Annotated in this window: 19 protein-coding genes and 1 riboswitch; of the genes, 7 read left to right on the top strand and 12 right to left on the bottom strand. The window is 66.1% G+C overall.

Annotation, left to right across the window (positions count from 1 at the left end; translation table 11 throughout):
• The 5 genes from thiS to menA all read right to left on the bottom strand — a co-directional run bounded on the left by thiS (position 1) and on the right by menA (position 5,588).
• A complete protein-coding gene (gene thiS, locus AN401_RS00270) occupies positions 1-201 on the bottom strand; it encodes a sulfur carrier protein ThiS (protein WP_096778238.1) in 201 nt (66 codons plus the stop codon).
• Positions 192-959, bottom strand: coding sequence for a HesA/MoeB/ThiF family protein (locus AN401_RS00265; RefSeq protein ID WP_096778237.1), 768 nt, complete (start codon positions 957-959; stop codon positions 192-194). Before AN401_RS00265 ends, thiS begins: the two co-directional genes overlap by 10 nt.
• Positions 949-2,466 (bottom strand): thiamine phosphate synthase, encoded by a 1,518-nt coding sequence (gene thiE, locus AN401_RS00260; protein WP_096778236.1) that lies wholly within the window; start codon positions 2,464-2,466, stop codon positions 949-951. The genes AN401_RS00265 and thiE overlap by 11 nt, the downstream gene beginning before the upstream one ends.
• A complete protein-coding gene (gene thiC / locus AN401_RS00255) occupies positions 2,463-4,415 on the bottom strand; it encodes a phosphomethylpyrimidine synthase ThiC (RefSeq protein ID WP_096778235.1) in 1,953 nt (650 codons plus the stop codon). Before thiC ends, thiE begins: the two co-directional genes overlap by 4 nt.
• 87 nt (positions 4,416-4,502) lie before the next feature.
• A riboswitch (TPP riboswitch) is annotated at positions 4,503-4,605 on the bottom strand.
• Positions 4,606-4,706: 101 nt separating this feature from the next.
• Entirely contained in the window at positions 4,707-5,588 is an 882-nt protein-coding gene (menA, locus tag AN401_RS00250; RefSeq protein WP_096778234.1) for a 1,4-dihydroxy-2-naphthoate octaprenyltransferase, read from the bottom strand.
• Positions 5,589-5,726: 138 nt separating this feature from the next.
• Here menA and AN401_RS00245 point away from each other — a divergent pair, with 138 nt between their 5' ends.
• Positions 5,727-6,641, top strand: a complete 915-nt coding sequence (locus tag AN401_RS00245; RefSeq protein ID WP_094041259.1) for an enolase C-terminal domain-like protein — start codon at positions 5,727-5,729, stop codon at positions 6,639-6,641.
• Positions 6,642-6,746: 105 nt separating this feature from the next.
• Positions 6,747-8,732, top strand: coding sequence for an exoribonuclease II (locus AN401_RS00240; protein ID WP_094041257.1), 1,986 nt, complete (start codon positions 6,747-6,749; stop codon positions 8,730-8,732).
• 118 nt (positions 8,733-8,850) lie between these two features.
• On the opposite strand, the gene rhuM is transcribed toward AN401_RS00240, so the two are convergent.
• The 6 genes from rhuM to AN401_RS00210 all read right to left on the bottom strand — a co-directional run bounded on the left by rhuM (position 8,851) and on the right by AN401_RS00210 (position 15,032).
• Positions 8,851-9,876, bottom strand: coding sequence for a virulence protein RhuM/Fic/DOC family protein (gene rhuM, locus AN401_RS00235; protein ID WP_096778233.1), 1,026 nt, complete (start codon positions 9,874-9,876; stop codon positions 8,851-8,853).
• Positions 9,877-9,962: 86 nt separating this feature from the next.
• On the bottom strand, positions 9,963-10,916 hold the full coding sequence (locus tag AN401_RS20230; RefSeq protein ID WP_096778232.1) for a methyl-accepting chemotaxis protein: 954 nt from the start codon (positions 10,914-10,916) through the stop codon (positions 9,963-9,965).
• A gap of 108 nt (positions 10,917-11,024) precedes the next feature.
• Positions 11,025-11,807, bottom strand: a complete 783-nt coding sequence (locus AN401_RS00225; RefSeq protein WP_096778231.1) for an alpha/beta fold hydrolase — start codon at positions 11,805-11,807, stop codon at positions 11,025-11,027.
• A 410-nt stretch (positions 11,808-12,217) separates the two neighbouring features.
• Entirely contained in the window at positions 12,218-13,423 is a 1,206-nt protein-coding gene (gene pcaF / locus AN401_RS00220; RefSeq protein WP_096778230.1) for a 3-oxoadipyl-CoA thiolase, read from the bottom strand.
• Positions 13,420-14,214: a CoA-transferase subunit beta gene (locus AN401_RS00215; RefSeq protein ID WP_096778229.1), complete on the bottom strand. Its 795-nt coding sequence runs from the start codon at positions 14,212-14,214 to the stop codon at positions 13,420-13,422. Before AN401_RS00215 ends, pcaF begins: the two co-directional genes overlap by 4 nt.
• On the bottom strand, positions 14,211-15,032 hold the full coding sequence (locus AN401_RS00210; RefSeq protein ID WP_094040511.1) for a CoA transferase subunit A: 822 nt from the start codon (positions 15,030-15,032) through the stop codon (positions 14,211-14,213). Before AN401_RS00210 ends, AN401_RS00215 begins: the two co-directional genes overlap by 4 nt.
• Between AN401_RS00210 and AN401_RS19625 the strand changes: the two genes are divergently transcribed.
• Entirely contained in the window at positions 15,031-15,219 is a 189-nt protein-coding gene (locus tag AN401_RS19625) for a hypothetical protein (protein WP_157772121.1), read from the top strand. The genes AN401_RS00210 and AN401_RS19625 overlap by 2 nt on opposite strands.
• Before the next feature lie 78 nt (positions 15,220-15,297).
• Positions 15,298-16,083 carry an IclR family transcriptional regulator domain-containing protein gene (locus tag AN401_RS00205; protein ID WP_096778228.1) on the top strand — a complete coding sequence of 262 codons (786 nt, stop codon included), beginning with the start codon at positions 15,298-15,300 and terminating at the stop codon, positions 16,081-16,083.
• A gap of 10 nt (positions 16,084-16,093) precedes the next feature.
• On the opposite strand, the gene AN401_RS00200 is transcribed toward AN401_RS00205, so the two are convergent.
• A complete protein-coding gene (locus tag AN401_RS00200; protein WP_096778227.1) occupies positions 16,094-16,996 on the bottom strand; it encodes a LysR family transcriptional regulator in 903 nt (300 codons plus the stop codon).
• Between the two features lie 107 nt (positions 16,997-17,103).
• Here AN401_RS00200 and AN401_RS00195 point away from each other — a divergent pair, with 107 nt between their 5' ends.
• The 3 genes from AN401_RS00195 to catA all read left to right on the top strand — a co-directional run bounded on the left by AN401_RS00195 (position 17,104) and on the right by catA (position 19,554).
• Positions 17,104-18,222 carry a muconate/chloromuconate family cycloisomerase gene (locus tag AN401_RS00195; protein WP_094040515.1) on the top strand — a complete coding sequence of 373 codons (1,119 nt, stop codon included), beginning with the start codon at positions 17,104-17,106 and terminating at the stop codon, positions 18,220-18,222.
• Between the two features lie 37 nt (positions 18,223-18,259).
• Positions 18,260-18,550, top strand: coding sequence for a muconolactone Delta-isomerase (catC, locus tag AN401_RS00190; protein ID WP_094040516.1), 291 nt, complete (start codon positions 18,260-18,262; stop codon positions 18,548-18,550).
• Between the two features lie 65 nt (positions 18,551-18,615).
• Entirely contained in the window at positions 18,616-19,554 is a 939-nt protein-coding gene (gene catA / locus AN401_RS00185) for a catechol 1,2-dioxygenase (protein ID WP_094040517.1), read from the top strand.
• Positions 19,555-19,571 lie beyond the last annotated feature (17 nt).

Here is a 19,571-nt window from a genome sequence, read left to right as displayed (position 1 = left end):
TCAGCCTCCGGCGATGGCGTGGAACAGGGTGATGGTGTCGTCGGGCGCCAGGGCCTGCTCGGGCCAGCGGCTGCGGGCCACCACCTGCTGGTTGAGGGCGACCGCCACCCCGGGTTTGTCTTGCTCAAGCTCCGCCAGCAGCCGGCCCAGGGTGGTGCCCTCCGCCAGCTCCAGCGCTTCGTCGTTCAGGGTTACGCGCATGATGATTCTCCACTCTCTGGGCCGCACACGGGGCAGGCCGGATCCCTGGGCACCTTGAGGCTGTGCCAGCGATGGGCCTTGGCCTCGAACAGCTTGAGTTCGCCCCAGGGCACGCTGCCGGTGCCGGTTAAAAACTTGATGGCTTCCAGCGCCTGCAACAGGCCGATGGTGCCCACCACGGGGCCGATCACGCCGGCGTTGCCGCAGTTGAGCCGCTCGCTCTGTTCCGGCTGGTACAGGCAGCGGTAGCAGCCGTGATCCAGTTCCGGGTTGAGCGCCAGCAACTGGCCCTCGAAACGGATGGCGGCCCCCACCAGCAGCGGCTTGCCCCAGGCGTAACAGGCGGCGTTGATGGCCTGGCGCACCGCCATGTTGTCGGTGCAGTCCAGCACCAGATCCACCTCGGCCACGAAGTCACCCAAGGCGCCTTCGTCCAGCTTCTGGTTGACCGCGATCAGCTCCACCTCGGGGTTGAGCCTGTGCAGCCTGTCCCGGGCCACCTCGGCCTTGCTCAGCTTGAGGCTGTCGCTGTCGTACAGGGTCTGGCGCTGCAGGTTGCTCACCTCTATCTGGTCGAAGTCGGCCAGCCACAGGGTGCCTACCCCGGCCGCCGCCAGGTACTGGGCGGCGGGCGAGCCCAGGCCGCCCAGGCCGACGATCAGCACCGAGGCGTTTTTCAGCCGGAGCTGGCCGGCCTCGCCCACCTCTTCCAGCAGCAGGTGGCGGCTGTAGCGCAGGAATTCGCCGTCACTCAGCATGATCCCCCTCCACCAAGGCCAGCAGCTCGCGGGTGGCGGCATCCGGATCCGCCGCTTCGGTGATGGCGGTGACCAGGGCGATGCTGCCCACCCCGGTCTCGGCCACCAGCGGTACCCGCTCCCGGCCGATGCCGCCGATGGCCACCAGCGGGTAGTCGTCCATCAGCGCCACGTAACGGCCCAGCCGCGCCAGGCCCTGGGGCCGGGACGGCATGTCCTTGGTCTTGGTGGGGAAGATATGCCCCAGCGCCAGGTAGGAGGGCTTGAGCTCCCGGGCCCGCAGCATCTCGTAGTAGCCGTGGGTGGACAGCCCCAGTTTCAGGCCGGCGGCGCGGATGGCCTCCAGATCCGCCACTTCGATGTCCTCCTGGCCCAGGTGCACGCCGTAGGCGCCGTGGCGGATGGCCAGCCGCCAGTAGTCGTTGATAAACAACCGGGCGTTAAAGCGCTTGCCCAGGGCCACCGCCGCCTGGATGTCGGCCTCCACCTCGGCATCCATCTTGTCCTTGATGCGCAGCTGCAGGGTGCGCACGCCCTGCCCGAGCAGCCGCTCCAGCCAGGCCACCGAGTCCACCACCGGGTAGAGCCCCAGCTTCAGGGTATCCATGGCCGCGAAGGCGCCTTGGGGCAGGCTGCCCTCGAGCCCCAGTTGCTTGCCCAGGGCCGAGCCCGGCATCACCACGGAGGGGAAGTCTTCGCGTCGGTCGGGCCAGCTCAGGTGGGCTACCGGGCCGGCGCCCCGGCCCAGGCCTTCGGCGGCCTTGAGCCCCTGGTTGACGTAGGCCTTGGCCAGCACCAGGGCATCCTCGATCGGGTAGTCCTGGGCCACGGCGGTGGCAATGGCCGAGGCCAGGGTGCAGCCGGTGCCGTGACCGTGAACGGTGTCCAGCCGGGGGCTGGCCAGCCAGATCTCGCGTTGGCCGTCGGTAAAGTAGTCGAGGGCCTGATCCCCGCTCCACGCCAGGTGGCCGCCCTTGACCAGCACGGCGCGCGCGCCCAGCTCCAGCAGGGCGGCGGCACCGGCGCGCACCGCCCCGGGCGAGTCGGGCACTATGCCCGACAGGGCCGCCAGCTCGGCGGCGTTGGGGGTGACCAGGTCCACCTCGGGCAGCAGGTGCTGCTTGATGGCCGGCAGCAGGTTGGGCTCGGCCATGGCCTGGCCGGTGCTGGCGATGGCCACCGGATCCAGCACCACCCAGGGTTGCCACTGGCGCCGGTATTCCTTCAGGTAGCGGGCCAGCACCTCGGCGCGCAGGCCGCCGGGCAGCAGGCCAATCTTGATGGCCCGGGCCGGCAGGTCGGTGGCCAGGGCCACCAGCTGGCTGGTGAAGGCCTGCATCAGCACCGGCTCCACCATGGACACCGTGACCGAGTTCTGGGCGGTGATGGCGGAGATCACCGAGCAGCCGTGGCCGCCCAGCGCCTGTATGGTGTGCAGGTCGGCCTGAATGCCGGCGCCGCCGCCCGAGTCCGAGCCGGCGACGGTCCAGACGATGGGTCGGGTCATGCCTCCTCCCGCTCCAGCTTGTCGGCCTGGTGGTAGAGCTCGCCGCCGCGCTTCTTGAACTCCTCGGACATCTGGGCCATGCCGGCGACCACGGTTTCGCTGTTGCCGTCCATGTCCACCAGTTGCACCGCGATGTTGTTCTCCAGGCTGGCGGCGTAGTCGCGCACGTCCTGGGTGATCTTCATGGAGCAGAACTTGGGCCCGCACATGGAGCAGAAGTGGGCCACCTTGCCGGATTCCTGGGGCAGGGTCTCGTCGTGGTAGGCGCGGGCGGTTTCCGGATCCAGCGCCAGGTTGAACTGGTCTTCCCAGCGGAACTCGAAGCGGGCCTTGGACATGGCGTTGTCGCGGATCTGGGCGCCCGGGTGGCCCTTGGCCAGATCCGCAGCGTGGGCGGCGATCTTGTAGGTAATCAGGCCCTGCTTGACGTCTTCCTTGTTGGGCAAGCCCAGGTGTTCCTTGGGCGTCACGTAGCACAGCATGGCGCAGCCGAACCAGCCGATCATGGCGGCGCCGATGCCGGAGGTGAAGTGGTCGTAGCCGGGGGCGATGTCGGTGGTGAGCGGGCCCAGGGTGTAGAAGGGCGCCTCGTGGCAGTGCTCCAGCTGCTCTTCCATGTTGCGCTTGATCATGTGCATGGGCACGTGGCCGGGGCCTTCGATCATCACCTGCACGTCGTATTCCCAGGCCACCTTGGTCAGCTCGCCCAGGGTGTACAGCTCGGAGAACTGGGCCTCGTCGTTGGCGTCGGCGATGGAGCCGGGGCGCATGCCGTCACCCAGGGACAGGGAGACGTCATAGGCGGCGCAGATCTCGCAGATTTCGCGGAAGTGCTCGTAGAGGAAGTTTTCCTTGTGGTGGGACAGGCACCACTTGGCCATGATGGAGCCGCCACGGGAGACGATGCCGGTGACCCGCTTGGCGGTCATGGGCACGTAGCGCAGCAGCACGCCGGCGTGGATGGTGAAGTAGTCCACGCCCTGCTCCGCCTGCTCGATCAGGGTGTCGCGGAACACTTCCCAGGTCAGGTCCTCGGCCACGCCGTTCACCTTCTCCAGCGCCTGGTAGATGGGCACGGTGCCGATGGGCACCGGGCTGTTGCGCATGATCCATTCCCGGGTTTCGTGGATATAGCGGCCGGTGGACAGGTCCATCACGGTGTCGGCGCCCCAGCGGGTGGACCACACCAGCTTCTCCACCTCTTCCTCGATGGAGGAGGTCACCGCCGAGTTGCCGATATTGGCGTTGATCTTCACCAGGAAGTTGCGGCCGATGATCATCGGCTCGGATTCCGGGTGGTTGATGTTGGCGGGAATGATGGCGCGGCCTTCGGCCACTTCCTTGCGCACGAACTCGGGGGTGATGAACTCGGGCAGGTTGGCGCCGAAGTTCTGGCCCGGGTGCTGCTTGAGCAGCAGCTCGTCCCGCACCCGCTCGCGGCCCATGTTCTCGCGGATGGCGATGTATTCCATCTCGGGGGTGATGATGCCCTTACGGGCGTAGTGCAGCTGGGTCACGCACTGGCCGAGCTTGGCCTTGCGCGGCTTGGGCAGGTGCTCGAAGCGCAGGTGATCCAGGCCGTCGTCGGCCATGCGCTGCTGGGTGAACTGGGAGGTGACGCTGTCCAGCTCCTCGGTGTCGTCGCGCTCCAGTATCCACTGGCGACGCAGTTGGGGCAGGCCCTGGCGGACGTCCAGCTCGGAGTCCGGATCGCCGTAGGGGCCGGAGGTGTCGTACACCGGCACCGGCGCGTTGGCCTCGAAAATGGGGTTTTCCTTGGTACCGCCCTTGAAGCTGTCGGCCAGGCGGATTTCGCGCATGGCCACCTTCAGATCCGGGCGCGAGCCTTCGATGTAGATACGGCCGGAGTTGGGAAAGGGTTCGCCCTTGAGGTTCTGGATGTATTCCTGGGCCTGGCTGCGTACTTCGCGACGATTCGTTTTTGACATAGCAATCTCACCTTGCGTCCATTGGTTCGTGAAAATGCTTGTCAGGAGTGTTGAGGAAGAACCGGCCGGGTGGGAAAGGGTCTTGGGGCCTGATTCTCACTTGTTTCCCTTCGCAGGTATTAGCCTGATCAGGTTCAACGGATCCCGCTGTTCGCGGTCTCAGCCCTTGGGGGCACTCCGACAAGATGGACGTCAGTATAGCCAGAGCCGCCGGTCAAAAGCAAAGCGGTTGGATACAATTTTTGCAATCTTGCTTTAACTCTTTATCAACAAAGACATTAAAGCGGGGCACTACCCCCAGGCCAGCCCCAGGGCCAGCAGGCCGGTAAAGATCAGGGTGCCGCGGGCGGTCAGCCCCAGGGCCCGGTTCAGCGCCGGCCCCTGCTCGGTCAGCACCAGCCGGGTGGCGCCGGCCAGGGGCCAGAGCCCGAGCAGGGCCAGAAAACCCCAGCCCGCCATCAGCTGCGTTCCCGCCAGCAGGGCCGTGGCCAGCAGCAATAGCTGGTAGACCCTGGCCCGGGCCAGCCCCAGGCGCAGGGCCAGGGTGTGCTTGCCCGCCCGGCGATCCGATTCCAGATCGCGGATATTGTTGATATTGAGCACCGCCACCGACAGCAGGCCCGCCACCAGGGCGGCCCAGCCGGCGCCGGCTCCCGGCTGGTGCAGCATCAGCCAGCTGGTGCCCAGCACCGCCACCGGGCCGAAGAACACGAACACCGCCAGATCCCCCAGCCCCCGGTAGCCGTAGGGGCGCCGGCCCAGGGTGTAGCCCAGGGCCGCCAGCAGGGCCAAGGCGCCCAGCAGCAGAAAACCGAGCCAGGCGGCCCGGTCGGCGCCCAGGGCCCGGCCCAGCAGCAAGAGGCCGGACAACGCCGCCAGGCCGGCGGTCAGCCGGATGGCGGACCGCAGCTGCGCCGGGGTCGCCAGGCCCGAGGCCAACACCCGGGCGGGGCCGGCGCGCCCCTCGGCGTCGGTGCCGCGCACCCCGTCGCCGTAGTCGTTGGCCAGGTTGGAGAGGATCTGCAGCAGCAGGGCGGTGAGCAGGGCCAGCAGCAGCACGCCGCCGTCGAAGGCACCCTCCCCGGCCGCCACCCCGGCGCCGAGCAGGATGGACGCCAGCGCCAGGGGCAGGGTCTTGGGTCGGATGGCGTTCAGCCAGGTGCTCAGGGGCATCGGCGCTCTCTTGGTCATCAAGGAAAAAACCTATCATACCCAAGCCCCGGGCGATAAAAACAGCACTACCGTCCCCGGCGGACAGATGTTACTTTTAGTTAAAGATATTTCCGACGGCGATTAACGGGGTCACCACAAATGCATATTGCGGTTTACGGCTATGAACTTCCCCTGACCATGGCGCTCACCATCAGGGGTACCCCCCTCGGTCGCCGCCGGGGCTTTTACGTGTGCATCGACGGCCGCTGGGGCGAGGTCGCCCCCCTGCCCGGCGAGTCCCGCGAGAGCCTGGAGGACGCCCAGGACGAGCTGCTGGCCGCCTGCGCGCGGCTGGCCCAGGGCCAGCCCCACGGTGCCCGCCTGTCCTCGGTGCAATTCGGGCTGGACTGCGCCCTCACCGCCATCGACGGCGAACCGGCCCCCTCACTGCCGCTGCTGGAAGGCGAGCGGGAACCCATTATCCGCGCCTGGCGCTGCCGCCGGGTTCACCCCCAGCGGGCCTGGCTGACCCTCACCGGCGAGGTGCAGCACGACGCCGGCCTGGTGCGCGAGCTGACCCTGCTGGTACCCAGCCTGCAGCTGGTGCTGGACGCGGGCGGCCGGCTGAGCGAGGAGCAGCTGGAAGGGCTGTGGCGGCGCATCGATCCCGCCCGCATCGACTGGCTGCTGGAGCCCGCCGCCGACCTGGCCGCCAGCCAGCGACTGGCGGAGCGCCACGGCTGGCCGGTGGCCTTCGATCTCGGCCGCCATGCCTCCCCCGACTATCCGCTGTTCGACCAGCTGAAAGCCCTGGTGCTCAGGCCCAGCCAACTGGGTGGCCTGGCCCTGTGCCGGGAACTGGCCGAGGCAGCCCGGGCCCGGGGGCTGGAAGTGGTGGTGGCCGACAGCCTGGAAAGCGGCCTGGGCAACGCCCAGTTGGCCCGCCTGAGCGCCCAATGGGCGCCGGGCCAGGCGGCCATGCTGGACCGGTTGCGCTACTTGCTGGACAGGGGCGTGGACGGCAACGGCCGGCCGGACCTCGGCAGACTCACCCTGCTCCGGGAATACGGCTGACAGGCTCCGGTTGGGCACCGAAACCCGGCGCCGGGCCAAGGTTTCCTTGGCAGACGGGGGGTAAATCCGTATAGTCAGGCCGATATTTCGACAGGTTCCCTATCTATGCTTCAAGACAACCCCCTGCTGGCCCAGCTCAAGCAACAGCTGCGCGAATCCATGCCGACCAAGGAAGGCACCGTCAAGGCCACCGCCAAAGGTTTCGGCTTCCTCGAGGTGAGCGAGAAGGAAAGCATTTTCATCCCGCCGCCCTACATGAAGAAGGTGCTGCACGGCGACCGCATCACCGCCCTGGTGCGCACCGAAAACGAGAAGGAAGTGGCCGAGCCGGAAACCCTGGTCGAGCAGGGGCTGACCCGCTTCGTGGCCCGGGTGAAGTGGTTCCGCGACCGGCTCAACATAGTGCCCGATCACCCGCTGATCAAGGACGCCATCAAGGCCCGCACCATCAAGGGGTTGGATGAAAAGGGCCTGAAGGAAGGCGACTGGGTGCTGGGCGAGCTCAAGCGCCACGCCCTCAAGGACAACGGCTTTTTCGCCGAGGTGGTGGAGCTGATCGCCGGGGTCGACGACCCCATCGCCCCCTGGTGGGTGGTGCTGGCCCGCAACAAGCTGGCCAACCAGGCGCCCCGGGACCAGGACGAGTGGCAGACCCTGGAAGAATCCCTGCCGCGCCGGGATCTCACCGAGGTGCCCTTCTTCACCATCGACAGCGAGTCCACCCAGGACATGGACGACGCCCTCAGCGTGAAGAAGCTGGACAACGGCTGGGAGCTGACCGTGGCCATCGCCGATCCCACCGCCTATGTGCCCCACGACAGCGATCTGGACAAGGTCGCCGCCGAACGCGCCTTTACCGTCTACCTGCCCGGCCGCAACATTCCCATGCTGCCGCGCACCCTGGCCGACGAACTGTGCTCGCTCAAGGCCGGCGAAGAGCGCCCCGCCCTGTGCGCCCGCCTGCTGATCGACTTTGACGGCAAGGTCACCGACCAGGTGGAATTCTTCGCCGCCCGCATCCGCTCCCAGGCCAAGCTGGCCTACGACAAGGTCTCCGACTGGGTCGAGCAGAAAGGCGACTGGCAGCCGGAAAGCGAAGTGATCGCCGAGCAGCTGCGCGAGCTGACCGAACTCACCCGCGCCCGCAGCGCCTGGCGCAGCGAGCACGCCATCGTGTTCAAGGACAGGCCCGACTACCGCTTCGAGCTGGACGACGCCAGCAACGTGGTGGCCATTCACGTGGATCACCGCCGCATCGCCAACCAGATGGTGGAAGAGGCGATGATCGCCGCCAACCTGGCCTGCGGCAACTGGCTGGCCGAACACGCCGGCACCGGGGTGTTCAACGTACACGCCGGCTTCGACGCCGAGAAGCTGGCCCAGGTGGCCGAACTGCTGCAGGCCCACGAAGCCCCCTTCGAGCCGGAAAGCCTGGCCAGCCTGGAAGGCTTCTGCGCCCTGCGCCGCTGGCTGGACGCCCGCGACACCAGCTACCTGGACAACCGGGTGCGCCGCTACCAGTCTTTCGCCGCCATGAGCGTGACCCCGGCCGAGCACTACGGCCTGGGCCTGGCCGCCTACGCCACCTGGACCTCGCCCATCCGTAAATACGGCGACATCATCAACCACCGGCTGATCAAGGCGATACTGGCCGAGCAGGAGCACGAGGCCCACGCGCCCAGCGCCGAGCTGGCCCAGCACCTGTCCGAGCAGCGCCGCATGCACCGCCGCGCCGAGCGCGACATCGCCGACTGGCTCTATGTGCGCTACCTGCAGCCGGCGGTGGCCGAGGGCAAGGTATTCGACGCCGAAATCATCGACATCGGCCGGGGCGGCGTAAAGCTGCGCCTGCAGGAAAACGGTGCCGTGGTATTTATGCCCTCCTCCCTGATCCTGGCCAACCGGGACCGGCTGGAATGCAGCTGGGACGACGGCCGCGTCTACCTGGACAAGGAAGCCGTCTACGAACTGGGCCAGCATATCCAGGTAATCCTCACCGAGGCCATTGAAGACACCCGGTCGCTTATCGCCAAGCCGGCCATTCCGCTGGTACCGGAGAAGCAGGAAAAACCGGAACAACCCGCTTCCTGATCGTGAACATCTGATACTGAAAAGGCCTTCGATTGCAGGCCTTTTTTATTATCTTTTTTACCGTCAATTCAGCAGCAATTCGGCCAACCGGGCCAAGCGCTGTGGTTCCCGTTGCTTGTCAGTCAGTTGATGAATGCTTATCCCCGGCCGGCTCCTTGAGCAGGATAAAATGCTCGATTAACCGGATCATCAGGGCTTTCTGCTCCGGCAGGCTTTCCGCCACCAGCAGCGCCAGGGCCACCAGGGTGTTGTCGTTAATCAGTTGCTCCACCGGCCGGGCCAGCAATGCCGCATTACGGCGCAGGTACCACAAAAAGAGGAAGGAGCCGCAGCGCTTGTTGCCGTCTGCCAAGGGATGATTCTTGATCACAAAGTACAGCAAATGGGCGCCCCGGCTGGCCACGTTGGGATAGAACAGCTCATCGCCAAAGCCCTGCTCTATGGTGGCCAGCGCCGAGGCCAGGCCATCACCCCGCACCCTGCCAAACAGCTCGGTCGCCTCGCCCTTGGCGATCAGGGTCTGCTTGAGTTCGCCGATGGCGGCCAAGGCTTCGTCCAGCTCCAGCGGGCGCATATCCGGCTGTTTGATACCGATTTCCGCCAGTTGCTGCTCGTCGTAGCCCTGCAGCAGGCTCCAGGAGCGGGCATAGTCGCTGATCACGCCCGCCACCGCGGCCCCCTCCGGTGATACCAGCCCCTGATTGCTCAGGGTACGGCTGAGCAAATTCATCGCCTGCTCGAACTCGATGCCCCGCTCCGCCAGGCGGCGCCGGTTAAGGGTGTAGCCCTGAACCAGGTGGTCTTTCAGCACCTGGGTGGCCCACTGGCGGAACTGGGTGGCGCGTCTTGAACTGACCCGGTAACCCACTGAAATAATGGCATCCAGATTGTAATGCTTGATGCGGCGTCGAACCTGCCGCTTGCCCTCCTGACGAACTACCGAGAAATCCTCGGTAGTTGCCACTTCTACCAGCTCCCCCTCCTGATAGATGTTTTTCAGGTGCAAACCGATGTTATCGGTTGTGGTATCGAACAATACCGACATCTGGCTTTGACTAAGCCACACTGTCTCCTGCTCCAGCGCCACTTCCAGTTGCGCTTGCCCGTCGGCACTGGTGAAAATCTGGATCTGTTGGTTTGGCATCGTCTTGTTCGTTCCTTGGCCGGCATCCGGTTGGTTTAGCCTCAGTAACAATGCTTTGCCGACGGGTGTCAACCGATAAACAACATCTACTTGGCGCCGGCCATGTCCGCCAGCACCTCCGCCACCAGCGACTGCTGGTGGCCCACGCGTTGGGTGACCTGCTGAACAATCTCCATGCGGGTCTGTGCGCCCGCCTGAATGTCATCAATCGCCGCCAGCGCCTGGCTGGCCTCCTGCAAACAGGTGCCACGGGACTGGTCGATGTTCTCCAGTCCGGTGCGGGCCCTGGTGGCGGAATGCCCCAGGTTCTCGGCAATGTCCCGAATTTGTTCGCTGGACTGGTTCACCCGGCGGGACAGATTGCGCACCTCGTCCGCCACCACCGAAAAACCCCGGCCGTGCTCCCCCGCCCGGGCCGCTTCGATGGAGGCATTGAGGGCCAGCAGGTTGGTCTGTTTGGCAATGTCCTGAATATTGCCCACGATGGCGCCGATCTCGGCCGACTGAACCTGCAACTGACTGAATACCCGATCGATATTTTCCATATCACCGGCGAGTGAGCGGATCGCGGCCTCCGAGGCGCGGATGCGGTGGGCGGTCTCGGCCACCTTGCTACCGGATTGCCGGGCCAGAACGCCGGCCTGTGCCATTTCTTCCAGGATCAGCCCGGCGTTGGCGCCCAGTTGGTCGAGCTGTGCCAGCAGGCGTTGATGGTAGACCGGAGCGGGTACTGGGTGGGCTATTTTCACGGGCTCGGGTTCGGCCGCGGGTGGCAGCACAGGCGCCGTTTCAACCACGACGGGCTCCGCTGTCGGTTGGTCGACCATGCGCACCGGCAACCTCAGGGCCAGGCAAGCCGCCGCCAGGGTCAGCAGCGCGCCCGACAGAGACAGCGTCAGCGCCACGCCATCCTGACCACCCAGTCGGATGGAGAGGGCGACCAGCAGCAGGGTCGCGGTACCGATGGCGGCGATCAACACCACTTTGGTATGGGATTCCGGGTAGGTTGCGCGAACATCGCTGATTTCGTAGGAGTCCATGATGAGTTATCTCTTGCCGGTTCTGGGCTGGGTATTTGCTGAAGACAGGAGCGTTGGCGTGGATTGACGGTGGGCGCTCCCTGCAGGCAGGGGCGCCCTCGTTGCAGGTTAGCTCACTCGTTTGACCAGCAGTTCGGCGAACACCGCCGGACATTCCACCGAGGGCACATGGCCGATGTGCTCCAGGATAACCGGCTCGCCGGCGCCGCTGCATTGGGCCAGGGTGCGCAGCGATTCGGGCGGAGTGGCGATATCGTCACTGCCGCCCACCAGCAGCAGGGGCACGCCGAGGCCCTGCAGTTGCTCGCGGAAGTCGGCGCGGCCCAGCATGTCGCACAGCAGGGCGTAGCTGTTGGCGTCACCCCGCCCCATGATGGTGTTCCAGCCCTTGAGCAGGGCCGGCTCGCGCTCACAGGCGGCGGAGCCGAACCAGCGCGGCACTATGTCCACCGCCATGGCGGCCAGCCCCTTCTCCCGCACCGCCTTGGCGCGGGCCTGCCAGGCCTCGGCGGTGCCGATCACCGCCCCGGTGTTGGTGAGGGTGGCGGACAACAGACGCTCGCCATGCCGGCTGAGCAGTTGCTGGCCGATCACCCCGCCGATGGAGGTGCCGGCAAAGTGGAACCGCGCAGCGCCGGCCTGCTCGACCAGCGCCAGCAGCTCCGCCGCCAGATCGGCGGGCGTAATACGTTCGCCCTTCCAGGCCGCGCTGCTGCCATGGCCGGGCAGATCCCAGCTCAACACCCGGTAATGGGGCAGCAGGGCGGGCAGCAGGTCGTCCCACACCGCCTGGCTCATGCCCAGGGGATGGGCCAGCACCACCAGCGGCAGCGCCGGGTCGCCCAGCAGGCGGTAGCCGACGGCGCGGCCGTCAATTTCCAGAAAAGACATTCAGCCTCCGAATGGTAAAAGGTGACTCTGCCGGAATTAGGCGAGTTTGCAAACAGCACCGTTTATGGGTGCAGAGCCGGTCGGCCAAAGGGCCCACCTCCCAAGCATAGGTGCTGCCCGATCCCCGCCCCCGAAGATATGCAACGCTAGAGCACCGCTCAGTTTAAAACGCGAGCAGTGCGATATCGCACCTGTAGGCGCCCGTTTACGTGGCGCAAACCGGCAAAGGGCGGGGAATGCGGTAATTGGGCATCCTTTCCCGCCGGTTTGTGTCGGTTCATGCCGGTTCATGCCAGCTAAAGCGGCATCTACAGCGGTATCTACAGCGGCATCTACAGCAGTTTGGTGCCGCCCGCGCCCCAAGAATCATCACTGCCTAAGTTTTAAACTATATGATGCTCTAGGTAGAATTAAACCCGCTCGATCAGGGTGGCAATACCCTGGCCGACGCCCACGCACATGGTGCACAGGGCCAGGCGCTTGTTCTGCCGGTGCAGCTCGTGGGCGGCGGTTTGCAGCAGACGGGCGCCGGACATGCCCAGCGGGTGGCCCAGGGCGATGGCGCCGCCGTTGGGGTTGACCCTGGGGTCGTCGTCCTTCAGCCCCAGTTCCCGCATGCAGGCCAGGGCCTGGGCGGCAAAGGCTTCGTTGAACTCGAACAGGTCGATGTCGTCCATGGTCAGGTTGTGCTGTTCCAGCAGCTTGCGTACCGCCGGCACCGGGCCAATGCCCATGATGCGCGGTTCAACGCCACCGGTGGCCATGCCCAGCACGCGGGCCATGGGCTTGAGGCCGTGGCGCTGCACCGCGGCTTCGCTGGCGATCAGCATGGCGGCGGCACCGTCGTTCACCCCGGAGGCATTGCCGGCGGTGATGCTGCCCCCGGCGCGGAAGGGAGTCGGCAGCCTGGCCAGTTTCTCTGCCGTGGTGTCAGGGCGCAGGTGCTCGTCGTCGGCGAAGATCAGCGGCTCCTGCTTGCGGCGGGGAATTTCCACCGGCACGATTTCCTCGGCAAAACGGCCATTTTTCTGTGATTCGGCCGCCTTCTGCTGGGAGCGGGCGGCAAAGGCATCCTGATCTTCCCGGGAGATGTTGAACTGCTCGGCCACGTTTTCGGCGGTTTCCGGCATGGAGTCCACCCCGTACTGGGCCTTCATCAGCGGGTTGATAAAGCGCCAGCCGATGGTGGTGTCTTCAATGGTCTGGGTGCGGCTGAAGGCGGTGTCGGCCTTGCCCATCACGAAGGGCGCGCGGGACATGGACTCCACCCCGCCGGCCAGCACCAGCTCCAGTTCGCCGGCCTTGACGGCGCGCACGGCGGTGCCCACGGCGTCCATGCCCGAGCCGCACAGCCGGTTGATGGTGGTGCCGGGCACGCTCACCGGCAGGCCGGCCAGCAGGGACGACATCCGCGCCACGTTGCGGTTGTCTTCCCCGGCCTGGTTGGCGCAGCCCATGATGACTTCGTCGATGGCCGCCGGATCCAGCGCCGGCGCCTGGGCCAGCACGGCCCTGAACACCTGGGCGGCCAGGTCGTCGGGGCGTACCGCCGCCAGGGTGCCGCCGAAGCGGCCGATGGCGGTGCGTCTGGGGTGGCAGAGGTAAACGGGCTTCATTGGGCGGCCTCCTGGGATACCGGCTTGGCATGGTGGGCGGCGGTTCTGGCCTTGAGCGAGCGCAGGATCTCCAGCTCCTCGGCAGAAGGTTCGGGGGTTTGCGCCAGCGGCTCGGCAAAGCGCACCGGCCAGCCGGTGGCCTCGCTCACCTGCTCGCGGGTCACGCCCGGATGCAGCGAGGTCACCACCAGCTCCTTGGTCTCGGCATCGGGGGCCATCACGCACAGATCGGTGATCACCTTGGTCGGGCCCCGGCCGATGTTGGGCACACCCTCGCGGCCCTTGCCGTCCCGGCCGTAGCCCAGGGTGGTGATAAAGTCGACGGCGTCCACGAAGGCCCGCGGCGAGTGCTTGAGGGTGATGAACACTTCCCTGGCGTTGGAGGCGATTTCGGGGGCGCCGCCGCCGCCGGGCAAGCGCACCTTGGGTGCCTGGTAGTCGCCGATCAGGGTGGTGTTGAGGTTGGCGTAGCGGTCGATCTGGGCGGTGCCCAGAAAGCCCACGTCGATATGGCCGCCCTGCAGCCAGTAGCGGAACATCTCGGGCACCGCCACCGTGGTGAGCGCCTGCTCGCACAGCTCACCGTCGCCGATGGACAGGGGCAGGATGTCGGGCCTGGTCTGCAGGGTGCCGGATTCATAGATCAGCACCACCTCGGGGGCGTGGGTCAGGCGGGCCAGGTTGGCCGCCTCGCTGGGCAGGCCGATGCCGACAAAGCAGGTCATGCCGTTGCTCAGGGCGCGGGCGGCGGTGACCGTCATCATTTCGGAAGAACTGTATGCGAGTGTCATTGGGCCTGCCCTCCTGCGTTGTATACGGTTTGATCCAGCCACTGGTTGAAGGTGTCACGATCGCGGGAGATCGCGTCCCATTCCTTGTAGAAGCTGTTGTTTCTCGGATAGTAGCCGTGAGCGTAGGACGGCGCCGCGCCCCCTTTCACCTCGGCGATGGCGTCGATGGCCCAGCCCGGGATCACACAGGCATTGGGGTCGGCCTGCAGATCGTCGACGATTTCCTCCACGGTGACGATGCTGTGTTTGGCCGCCAGCACCGCTTCCTTCTGCACCCCGACGATGCCGGACACCAGCACGTTGCCCTGCCGGTCGGCGCGCTGGGCATGGATGATGCTCACATCGGGCCGCACCGCCGGCACCGCCGCCAGCCGTTCGCCGGTGAAGGGGCACTCGATAAAGCGGATCTGCGGGTTCACCTTGGGCAGGTCGCTGCCGATGTAGCCGCGCAGCACCGCCAGCGGCAGGCCGGCGGCCCCCGCCTCGTAGGCGCAGGCCATGGCGGCGTGGCTGTGTTCAAGGATTTCCAGCTTGCTGGGCCAGCCCTTTTCCACCGCATCGCGCAGCCGGTGCAGGGAGCCGACGCCGGGGTTGCCGCCCCAGGAGAAGATCAGCCGCTCGGCACAACCGGCGCCGATCAGCTGGTCGTAGAGGATGTCCGGGGTCATGCGGATCAGCGTCAGCCGGCGCTTTTCCTGGCGGATGATCTCATGACCCGCCGCAAAGGGGATCAGGTGGGTAAAACCCTCCATGGCGACGGTGTCGCCGTTTTGGAGGTAACGGGCAATCGCGTCGTGCAGGCTCATGAATTGGGCCATGGGTATCGCCTCCCTGGGTGACTTTAAAGTTCGCATTACGAACTTGGGTTTGCATTGCGAACATATTTACACCCATTCGACGGACGTGGCAAACCCCGATCCCGGCGATTTTTTTGAAAAAGAGATTAACCGGTTGAAAAAGAAAAGATTATTTTTTGCTCATCAACAGACAAAAAAGGCGGAGTGAAAACGGGGGTTCGTTATGCGAACTTTTGCTACCATGGATGGCCAGGCCCACCGCCGACACCGCCACAGGAGGAACCCCATGACCGCAGATGACAGGCTCAGCCCCGAAGACAGGGACTTCGTCGCCGCCCTGGCCAGCGGCCTGGAGGTGCTGCAGGCCTTCGATCAGCAGCATCCGCGCATGACCCTGAGCGAGGTGGCGGCCAGAACCGGCATGGACAGGGCCAAGGCGCGCCGCTTTCTGCTGACCCTGCACGCCCTGGGCTACCTGGACAAGCAGCAGCGCCACTTCGCGCTGACCCCCAGGGTGCTGCAGCTGGGCAACGCCTTCCTCTCGGCCAACCCCTACCGGGTGGTGATCCAGCACTACCTGGAGGAGATCACCCGGGAGATCGGCGAGTCCACCTCGCTGGGCGTGCTCGACGGCGACGACGTGGTCTATATCGCCCGCTCCGCCGCCGAGCACCGGCTGATGGCCATTCGCCTGTCGGTCGGCACCCGGCTGCCCGCCGCCTACACCTCCATGGGCCGGGTGCTGCTGGCCCAGCTGCCGGAAGCCGAGCTGGCCGCCTACCTGGAGCGGGTACGGCTGCAGGCCCATACCGAACACAGCATCACCGACAAGGCGGAACTGCGCCGGGCCATCGACCAGGTGCGCCAACAGGGCTACGCCATCGTCGATCAGGAACTGGATTCGGGCCTGCGCTCGCTGGCGGTACCGGCCTTCGACCAGCGGGGGCAACTGCTCGGCGCCATCAACATCAGCACCAACGCCGCCCGGGTGGACATGGACACCCTGACCGGCCGCTTCCTGCCGCTGCTGCAGGACAAGGCCCGGCTGATCCGGGAAACGCTGCAGGGCTGAGGGCGGCCAATCAGGGGTAACGCCCGGTCAGCCGGTTTTCCACCAGCTCCGCCAGTATGGTGTTGACCAGCCGCATCGCCGCGTTGGGGTTCTCGCCCCGGCGGCGGGAGGCGATCACCGGAATGGTGAGCTTTTCATCCCCCACCGACACGAACGCCACCCCATCCCGCTTCAGCTTGTGCACCTGCTCCGGCACCAGGGTGAAGCCCATTTCCGAGGCCACCAGCGACAGCGCCGTCTGCAGATCGTTGACCTGCTGGATCACCTGCAGCTTCAGGCCCCGCCTGTGGAACAGCCCCAGGGCCACGTCGACGAAGTTGGGGCCGGGGCCGGCGGGAAAGGCCACCATGGGTACTTCCGCCAGCTCCGCCATGGTCGGTGATCGCCCGACCAGGGGATGGGACGCGGGCAGGGCGATGAGCAAGGGCTCGTTGAACAGCACCTCCTGCTCCACGTCCGGATCCTCGATGTGCACCCGGCCGAAACCGATGTCGATCTTGCCGCTCTTGAGCGCCTCTATCTGCTCCCGGGTCTTGAGCTCGTGCAGCACGATCTCCAGGTTCTTGTTGCGCCGCAGCCGGCGCACCATCAGCGGCAGCTGGCCGTAGAACACCGAGGGCACGAAGCCGATGGCGAACACCGTCTTGCGCAACTGGGCGATCTGCCGCGTGCCCTCGATGCTGGCGTCCACCCGGTCCATGATGGTGCGGGCCTGCTGCAGGAAGTACAGGCCGCCCTGGGTCAGCTCCAGCCCCCTGGCCTTGCGGATAAACAGCTTCACCCCCAGCTCTTCCTCCAGCTGCTTGATCTGCCGGGTCAGGGGCGGCTGGGCGATGAACAGCCGTTCCGCCGCCCGGGTCAGGTTCAGCTCTTCCGCCACCGCGATGAAATAGCGCAGGTGTCTCAGCTCCATCCATACCTCCAGGGTATTGGTTGCGACTTAATCAATATTGGTGAGTATGACTCCGAAAATGTAACTTCATCGCAACAGACAGTTATCACTCGACGTTCGGAGCTTACATGTCAGCAACCATCCAGTCCATCGAAGCCATCCTGGTCGACATCCCGACCATACGCCCGCACAAGCTGTCCATGGCCACCATGGGCGTGCAGACCATGGTCATAGTGCGAATCAAGGACAGCGACGGCCTCGAAGGTCTGGGCGAAGCCACCACCATCGGCGGCCTGGCCTACGGCCCGGAAAGCCCCGAAAGCGTCAAGCTGACCATCGACAGCTACTTCAGCCCCCTGTTGCTCGGCCGGCCGGCGGACGCCATCAATACCCTCAGGGTAGGGCTCAACCGGGCGACCCGCGGCAACAACCTGGCCAAGTCCGCCATCGAAACCGCCCTGCTCGACCTGCAGGGCAAGCGCCTGGATCAGCCGCTGCACCAGCTGCTCGGCGGCGCCGTGCACCGGCACATCCCGGTGCTCTGGACCCTGGCCAGCGGCGACACCGCCCGGGACATCGACGAGGCCAAAAGCCTGATCGCCGCCCAGCGCCACTGCGACTTCAAGCTCAAGATCGGCTCCCGCCCGCTGATGGACGACGTGCGCCACGTGGCGGCGATCAAGGAAGCCCTGGGAGAGGGCGCCAGCGTGCGGGTCGACGTCAACCAGGCCTGGGATGAAAGCACCGCCGCCCGGGGCATGGCCGAACTGCAGGCCGCCGGCATCGATCTGGTGGAGCAGCCCACGCCGATGAAGGATCACGACGCCCTGGTGCGGCTGTCCGCGAAGTTCCACCTGCCGATCCTGGCGGACGAGGCGGTGGCCGACGCCGGCGACATGTTCCGCCTGGCCTCGGCCGGCTTCGCCGGCGCCGTGGCGCTCAAGATCGCCAAGGCCGGCGGCCCGCTGCGGGCACTGGAAGTGGCGGCGGTGGCCGGCGCCGCCGGGGTCGGCCTCTACGGCGGCACCCTGCTGGAAGGCACCATCGGCACCGCCGCCTCCCTGCACGCCTGGGCCACCCTGGACCGGCTGCACTGGGGCACCGAGATGTTCGGCCCGCGGCTGTTAAAGGACGACATAGTGGTGACGCCGCTGAATTTCCATCACAACGGCGTCGAACTGCCCGCCGGGCCCGGCCTGGGCCTGGCGATAGACGAAGACAAGCTGGCCCGGTACCGCCGGAAATAAACAGAGGCCGCGAGGCCCGCCAACAGGAGGACAAGACATGCTGTTCAAAGTCGAGATGAAGGTGAACCTGCCCCACGACATGCCGGCCGAGGTGGCCGCCGAGATCAAGGCCCGGGAGAAGGCCTACGCCCAGGAGCTGCAGCGCCAGGGCAAGTGGCGCCACCTGTGGCGGGTGGCCGGCAGCTACGCCAACGTCAGCATCTTCGACGTGGCGGACAACGCCGAGCTGCAGGAGCTGGTAAGCGCCCTGCCGCTGTTTCCCTACATGGACATCAGTGTCGCGCCCCTGTGCCGGCACCCGTCCTCCATCCACCAGGATGACCGTTAAGCAAGTAACCGTTAAGCAAGTAATCAGTACCCCTACGACCCGATAACAAGCAAGGAGCCAGAGCAATGTCAGTCAAGACCATGCACACTCAGGAAGTCACAACACTGCTGGAAAAAGTAGCCGGTCTGAACCAGGCCGGCGGCAACGAGCGGGTAAAAACCATCGTTCACCGCGTCATGCACGATGTCTTCCAGCTCATCGAGGATCTGGACATCACCCCGGAAGAATTCTGGAGTGCCGTCTACTACCTCAACGATCTGGGCAAGAACGGCGAGGCCGCCCTGCTGGCCCCGGGCCTGGGGATGGACCGCTACCTGGACATCCGCCAGGATGCCGAGGACGAACAGGCCGGCCTGGCCGGCGGCACCCCGCGCACCATCGAAGGTCCCCTGTACGTGGCCGGCGCCCCCCTCTCCGACGGCTTCGCCCGCATGGACGACGGCAGCCAGGCCGGTGAAACCATGATCCTCACCGGTCAGGTCACCGACCAGCACGGCCAGCCCCTGGCCGATGCCATCGTCGACCTCTGGCACGCCGACCTCAAGGGCGCCTACTCCTACTTTGACCAGTCCCAGAGCGAGTACAACCTGCGCCGCCGGATCAAGACCGACGCCCAGGGCCGCTACACCGCCCAAAGCATCATCCCCTCCGGTTACGGCTGCCCGCCGGAAGGCGCCACCCAGGCCCTGCTGAACCAGCTCGGCCGTCACGGCCGCCGCCCGGCCCATATCCACTTCTTCGTGTCCAAGCCGGGCTACAAGCACCTGACCACCCAGATCAACCTGGCCGGCGACGAATACACCTACGACGACTTCGCCTTCGCCACCCGCGAGGAGCTGGTGGTGGACGCGGTACGCGTCGAGGATCCGGCCGCCGCCGAACAGCTCGGCCTGAACCAGCCCTTCACCCGGGTGGAGTTCAACATCCGGCTGCTGGCCACCGACAAACCCGAACTGCAGGTCCGCCACGAGCGCAAGCGCGCCCTGGAAGGCGAAACCGCTTAATTCAGCCCAGACCACAA

The organism is Zobellella denitrificans (assembly GCF_002407485.1).
GTDB lineage: Bacteria > Pseudomonadota > Gammaproteobacteria > Enterobacterales > Aeromonadaceae > Oceanimonas > Oceanimonas denitrificans.
Note: the sequence above shows the minus strand (reverse complement) of the source record. Positions and strands in the feature narration are given on the sequence as shown.

What these genes read in the sequence shown, in the direction of transcription:
- thiS (WP_096778238.1), bottom strand. Translation starts at nt 201, where the DNA reads ATGCGCGTAACCCTGAACGACGAAGCGCTGGAGCTGGCGGAGGGCACC.
- AN401_RS00265 (WP_096778237.1), bottom strand. Translation starts at nt 959, where the DNA reads ATGCTGAGTGACGGCGAATTCCTGCGCTACAGCCGCCACCTGCTGCTG.
- thiE (WP_096778236.1), bottom strand. Translation starts at nt 2,466, where the DNA reads ATGACCCGACCCATCGTCTGGACCGTCGCCGGCTCGGACTCGGGCGGC.
- thiC (WP_096778235.1), bottom strand. Translation starts at nt 4,415, where the DNA reads ATGTCAAAAACGAATCGTCGCGAAGTACGCAGCCAGGCCCAGGAATAC.
- menA (WP_096778234.1), bottom strand. Translation starts at nt 5,588, where the DNA reads ATGCCCCTGAGCACCTGGCTGAACGCCATCCGACCCAAGACCCTGCCC.
- AN401_RS00245 (WP_094041259.1), top strand. Translation starts at nt 5,727, where the DNA reads ATGCATATTGCGGTTTACGGCTATGAACTTCCCCTGACCATGGCGCTC.
- AN401_RS00240 (WP_094041257.1), top strand. Translation starts at nt 6,747, where the DNA reads ATGCTTCAAGACAACCCCCTGCTGGCCCAGCTCAAGCAACAGCTGCGC.
- rhuM (WP_096778233.1), bottom strand. Translation starts at nt 9,876, where the DNA reads ATGCCAAACCAACAGATCCAGATTTTCACCAGTGCCGACGGGCAAGCG.
- AN401_RS20230 (WP_096778232.1), bottom strand. Translation starts at nt 10,916, where the DNA reads ATGGACTCCTACGAAATCAGCGATGTTCGCGCAACCTACCCGGAATCC.
- AN401_RS00225 (WP_096778231.1), bottom strand. Translation starts at nt 11,807, where the DNA reads ATGTCTTTTCTGGAAATTGACGGCCGCGCCGTCGGCTACCGCCTGCTG.
- pcaF (WP_096778230.1), bottom strand. Translation starts at nt 13,423, where the DNA reads ATGAAGCCCGTTTACCTCTGCCACCCCAGACGCACCGCCATCGGCCGC.
- AN401_RS00215 (WP_096778229.1), bottom strand. Translation starts at nt 14,214, where the DNA reads ATGACACTCGCATACAGTTCTTCCGAAATGATGACGGTCACCGCCGCC.
- AN401_RS19625 (WP_157772121.1), top strand. Translation starts at nt 15,031, where the DNA reads ATGGGTATCGCCTCCCTGGGTGACTTTAAAGTTCGCATTACGAACTTG.
- AN401_RS00210 (WP_094040511.1), bottom strand. Translation starts at nt 15,032, where the DNA reads ATGGCCCAATTCATGAGCCTGCACGACGCGATTGCCCGTTACCTCCAA.
- AN401_RS00205 (WP_096778228.1), top strand. Translation starts at nt 15,298, where the DNA reads ATGACCGCAGATGACAGGCTCAGCCCCGAAGACAGGGACTTCGTCGCC.
- AN401_RS00200 (WP_096778227.1), bottom strand. Translation starts at nt 16,996, where the DNA reads ATGGAGCTGAGACACCTGCGCTATTTCATCGCGGTGGCGGAAGAGCTG.
- AN401_RS00195 (WP_094040515.1), top strand. Translation starts at nt 17,104, where the DNA reads ATGTCAGCAACCATCCAGTCCATCGAAGCCATCCTGGTCGACATCCCG.
- catC (WP_094040516.1), top strand. Translation starts at nt 18,260, where the DNA reads ATGCTGTTCAAAGTCGAGATGAAGGTGAACCTGCCCCACGACATGCCG.
- catA (WP_094040517.1), top strand. Translation starts at nt 18,616, where the DNA reads ATGTCAGTCAAGACCATGCACACTCAGGAAGTCACAACACTGCTGGAA.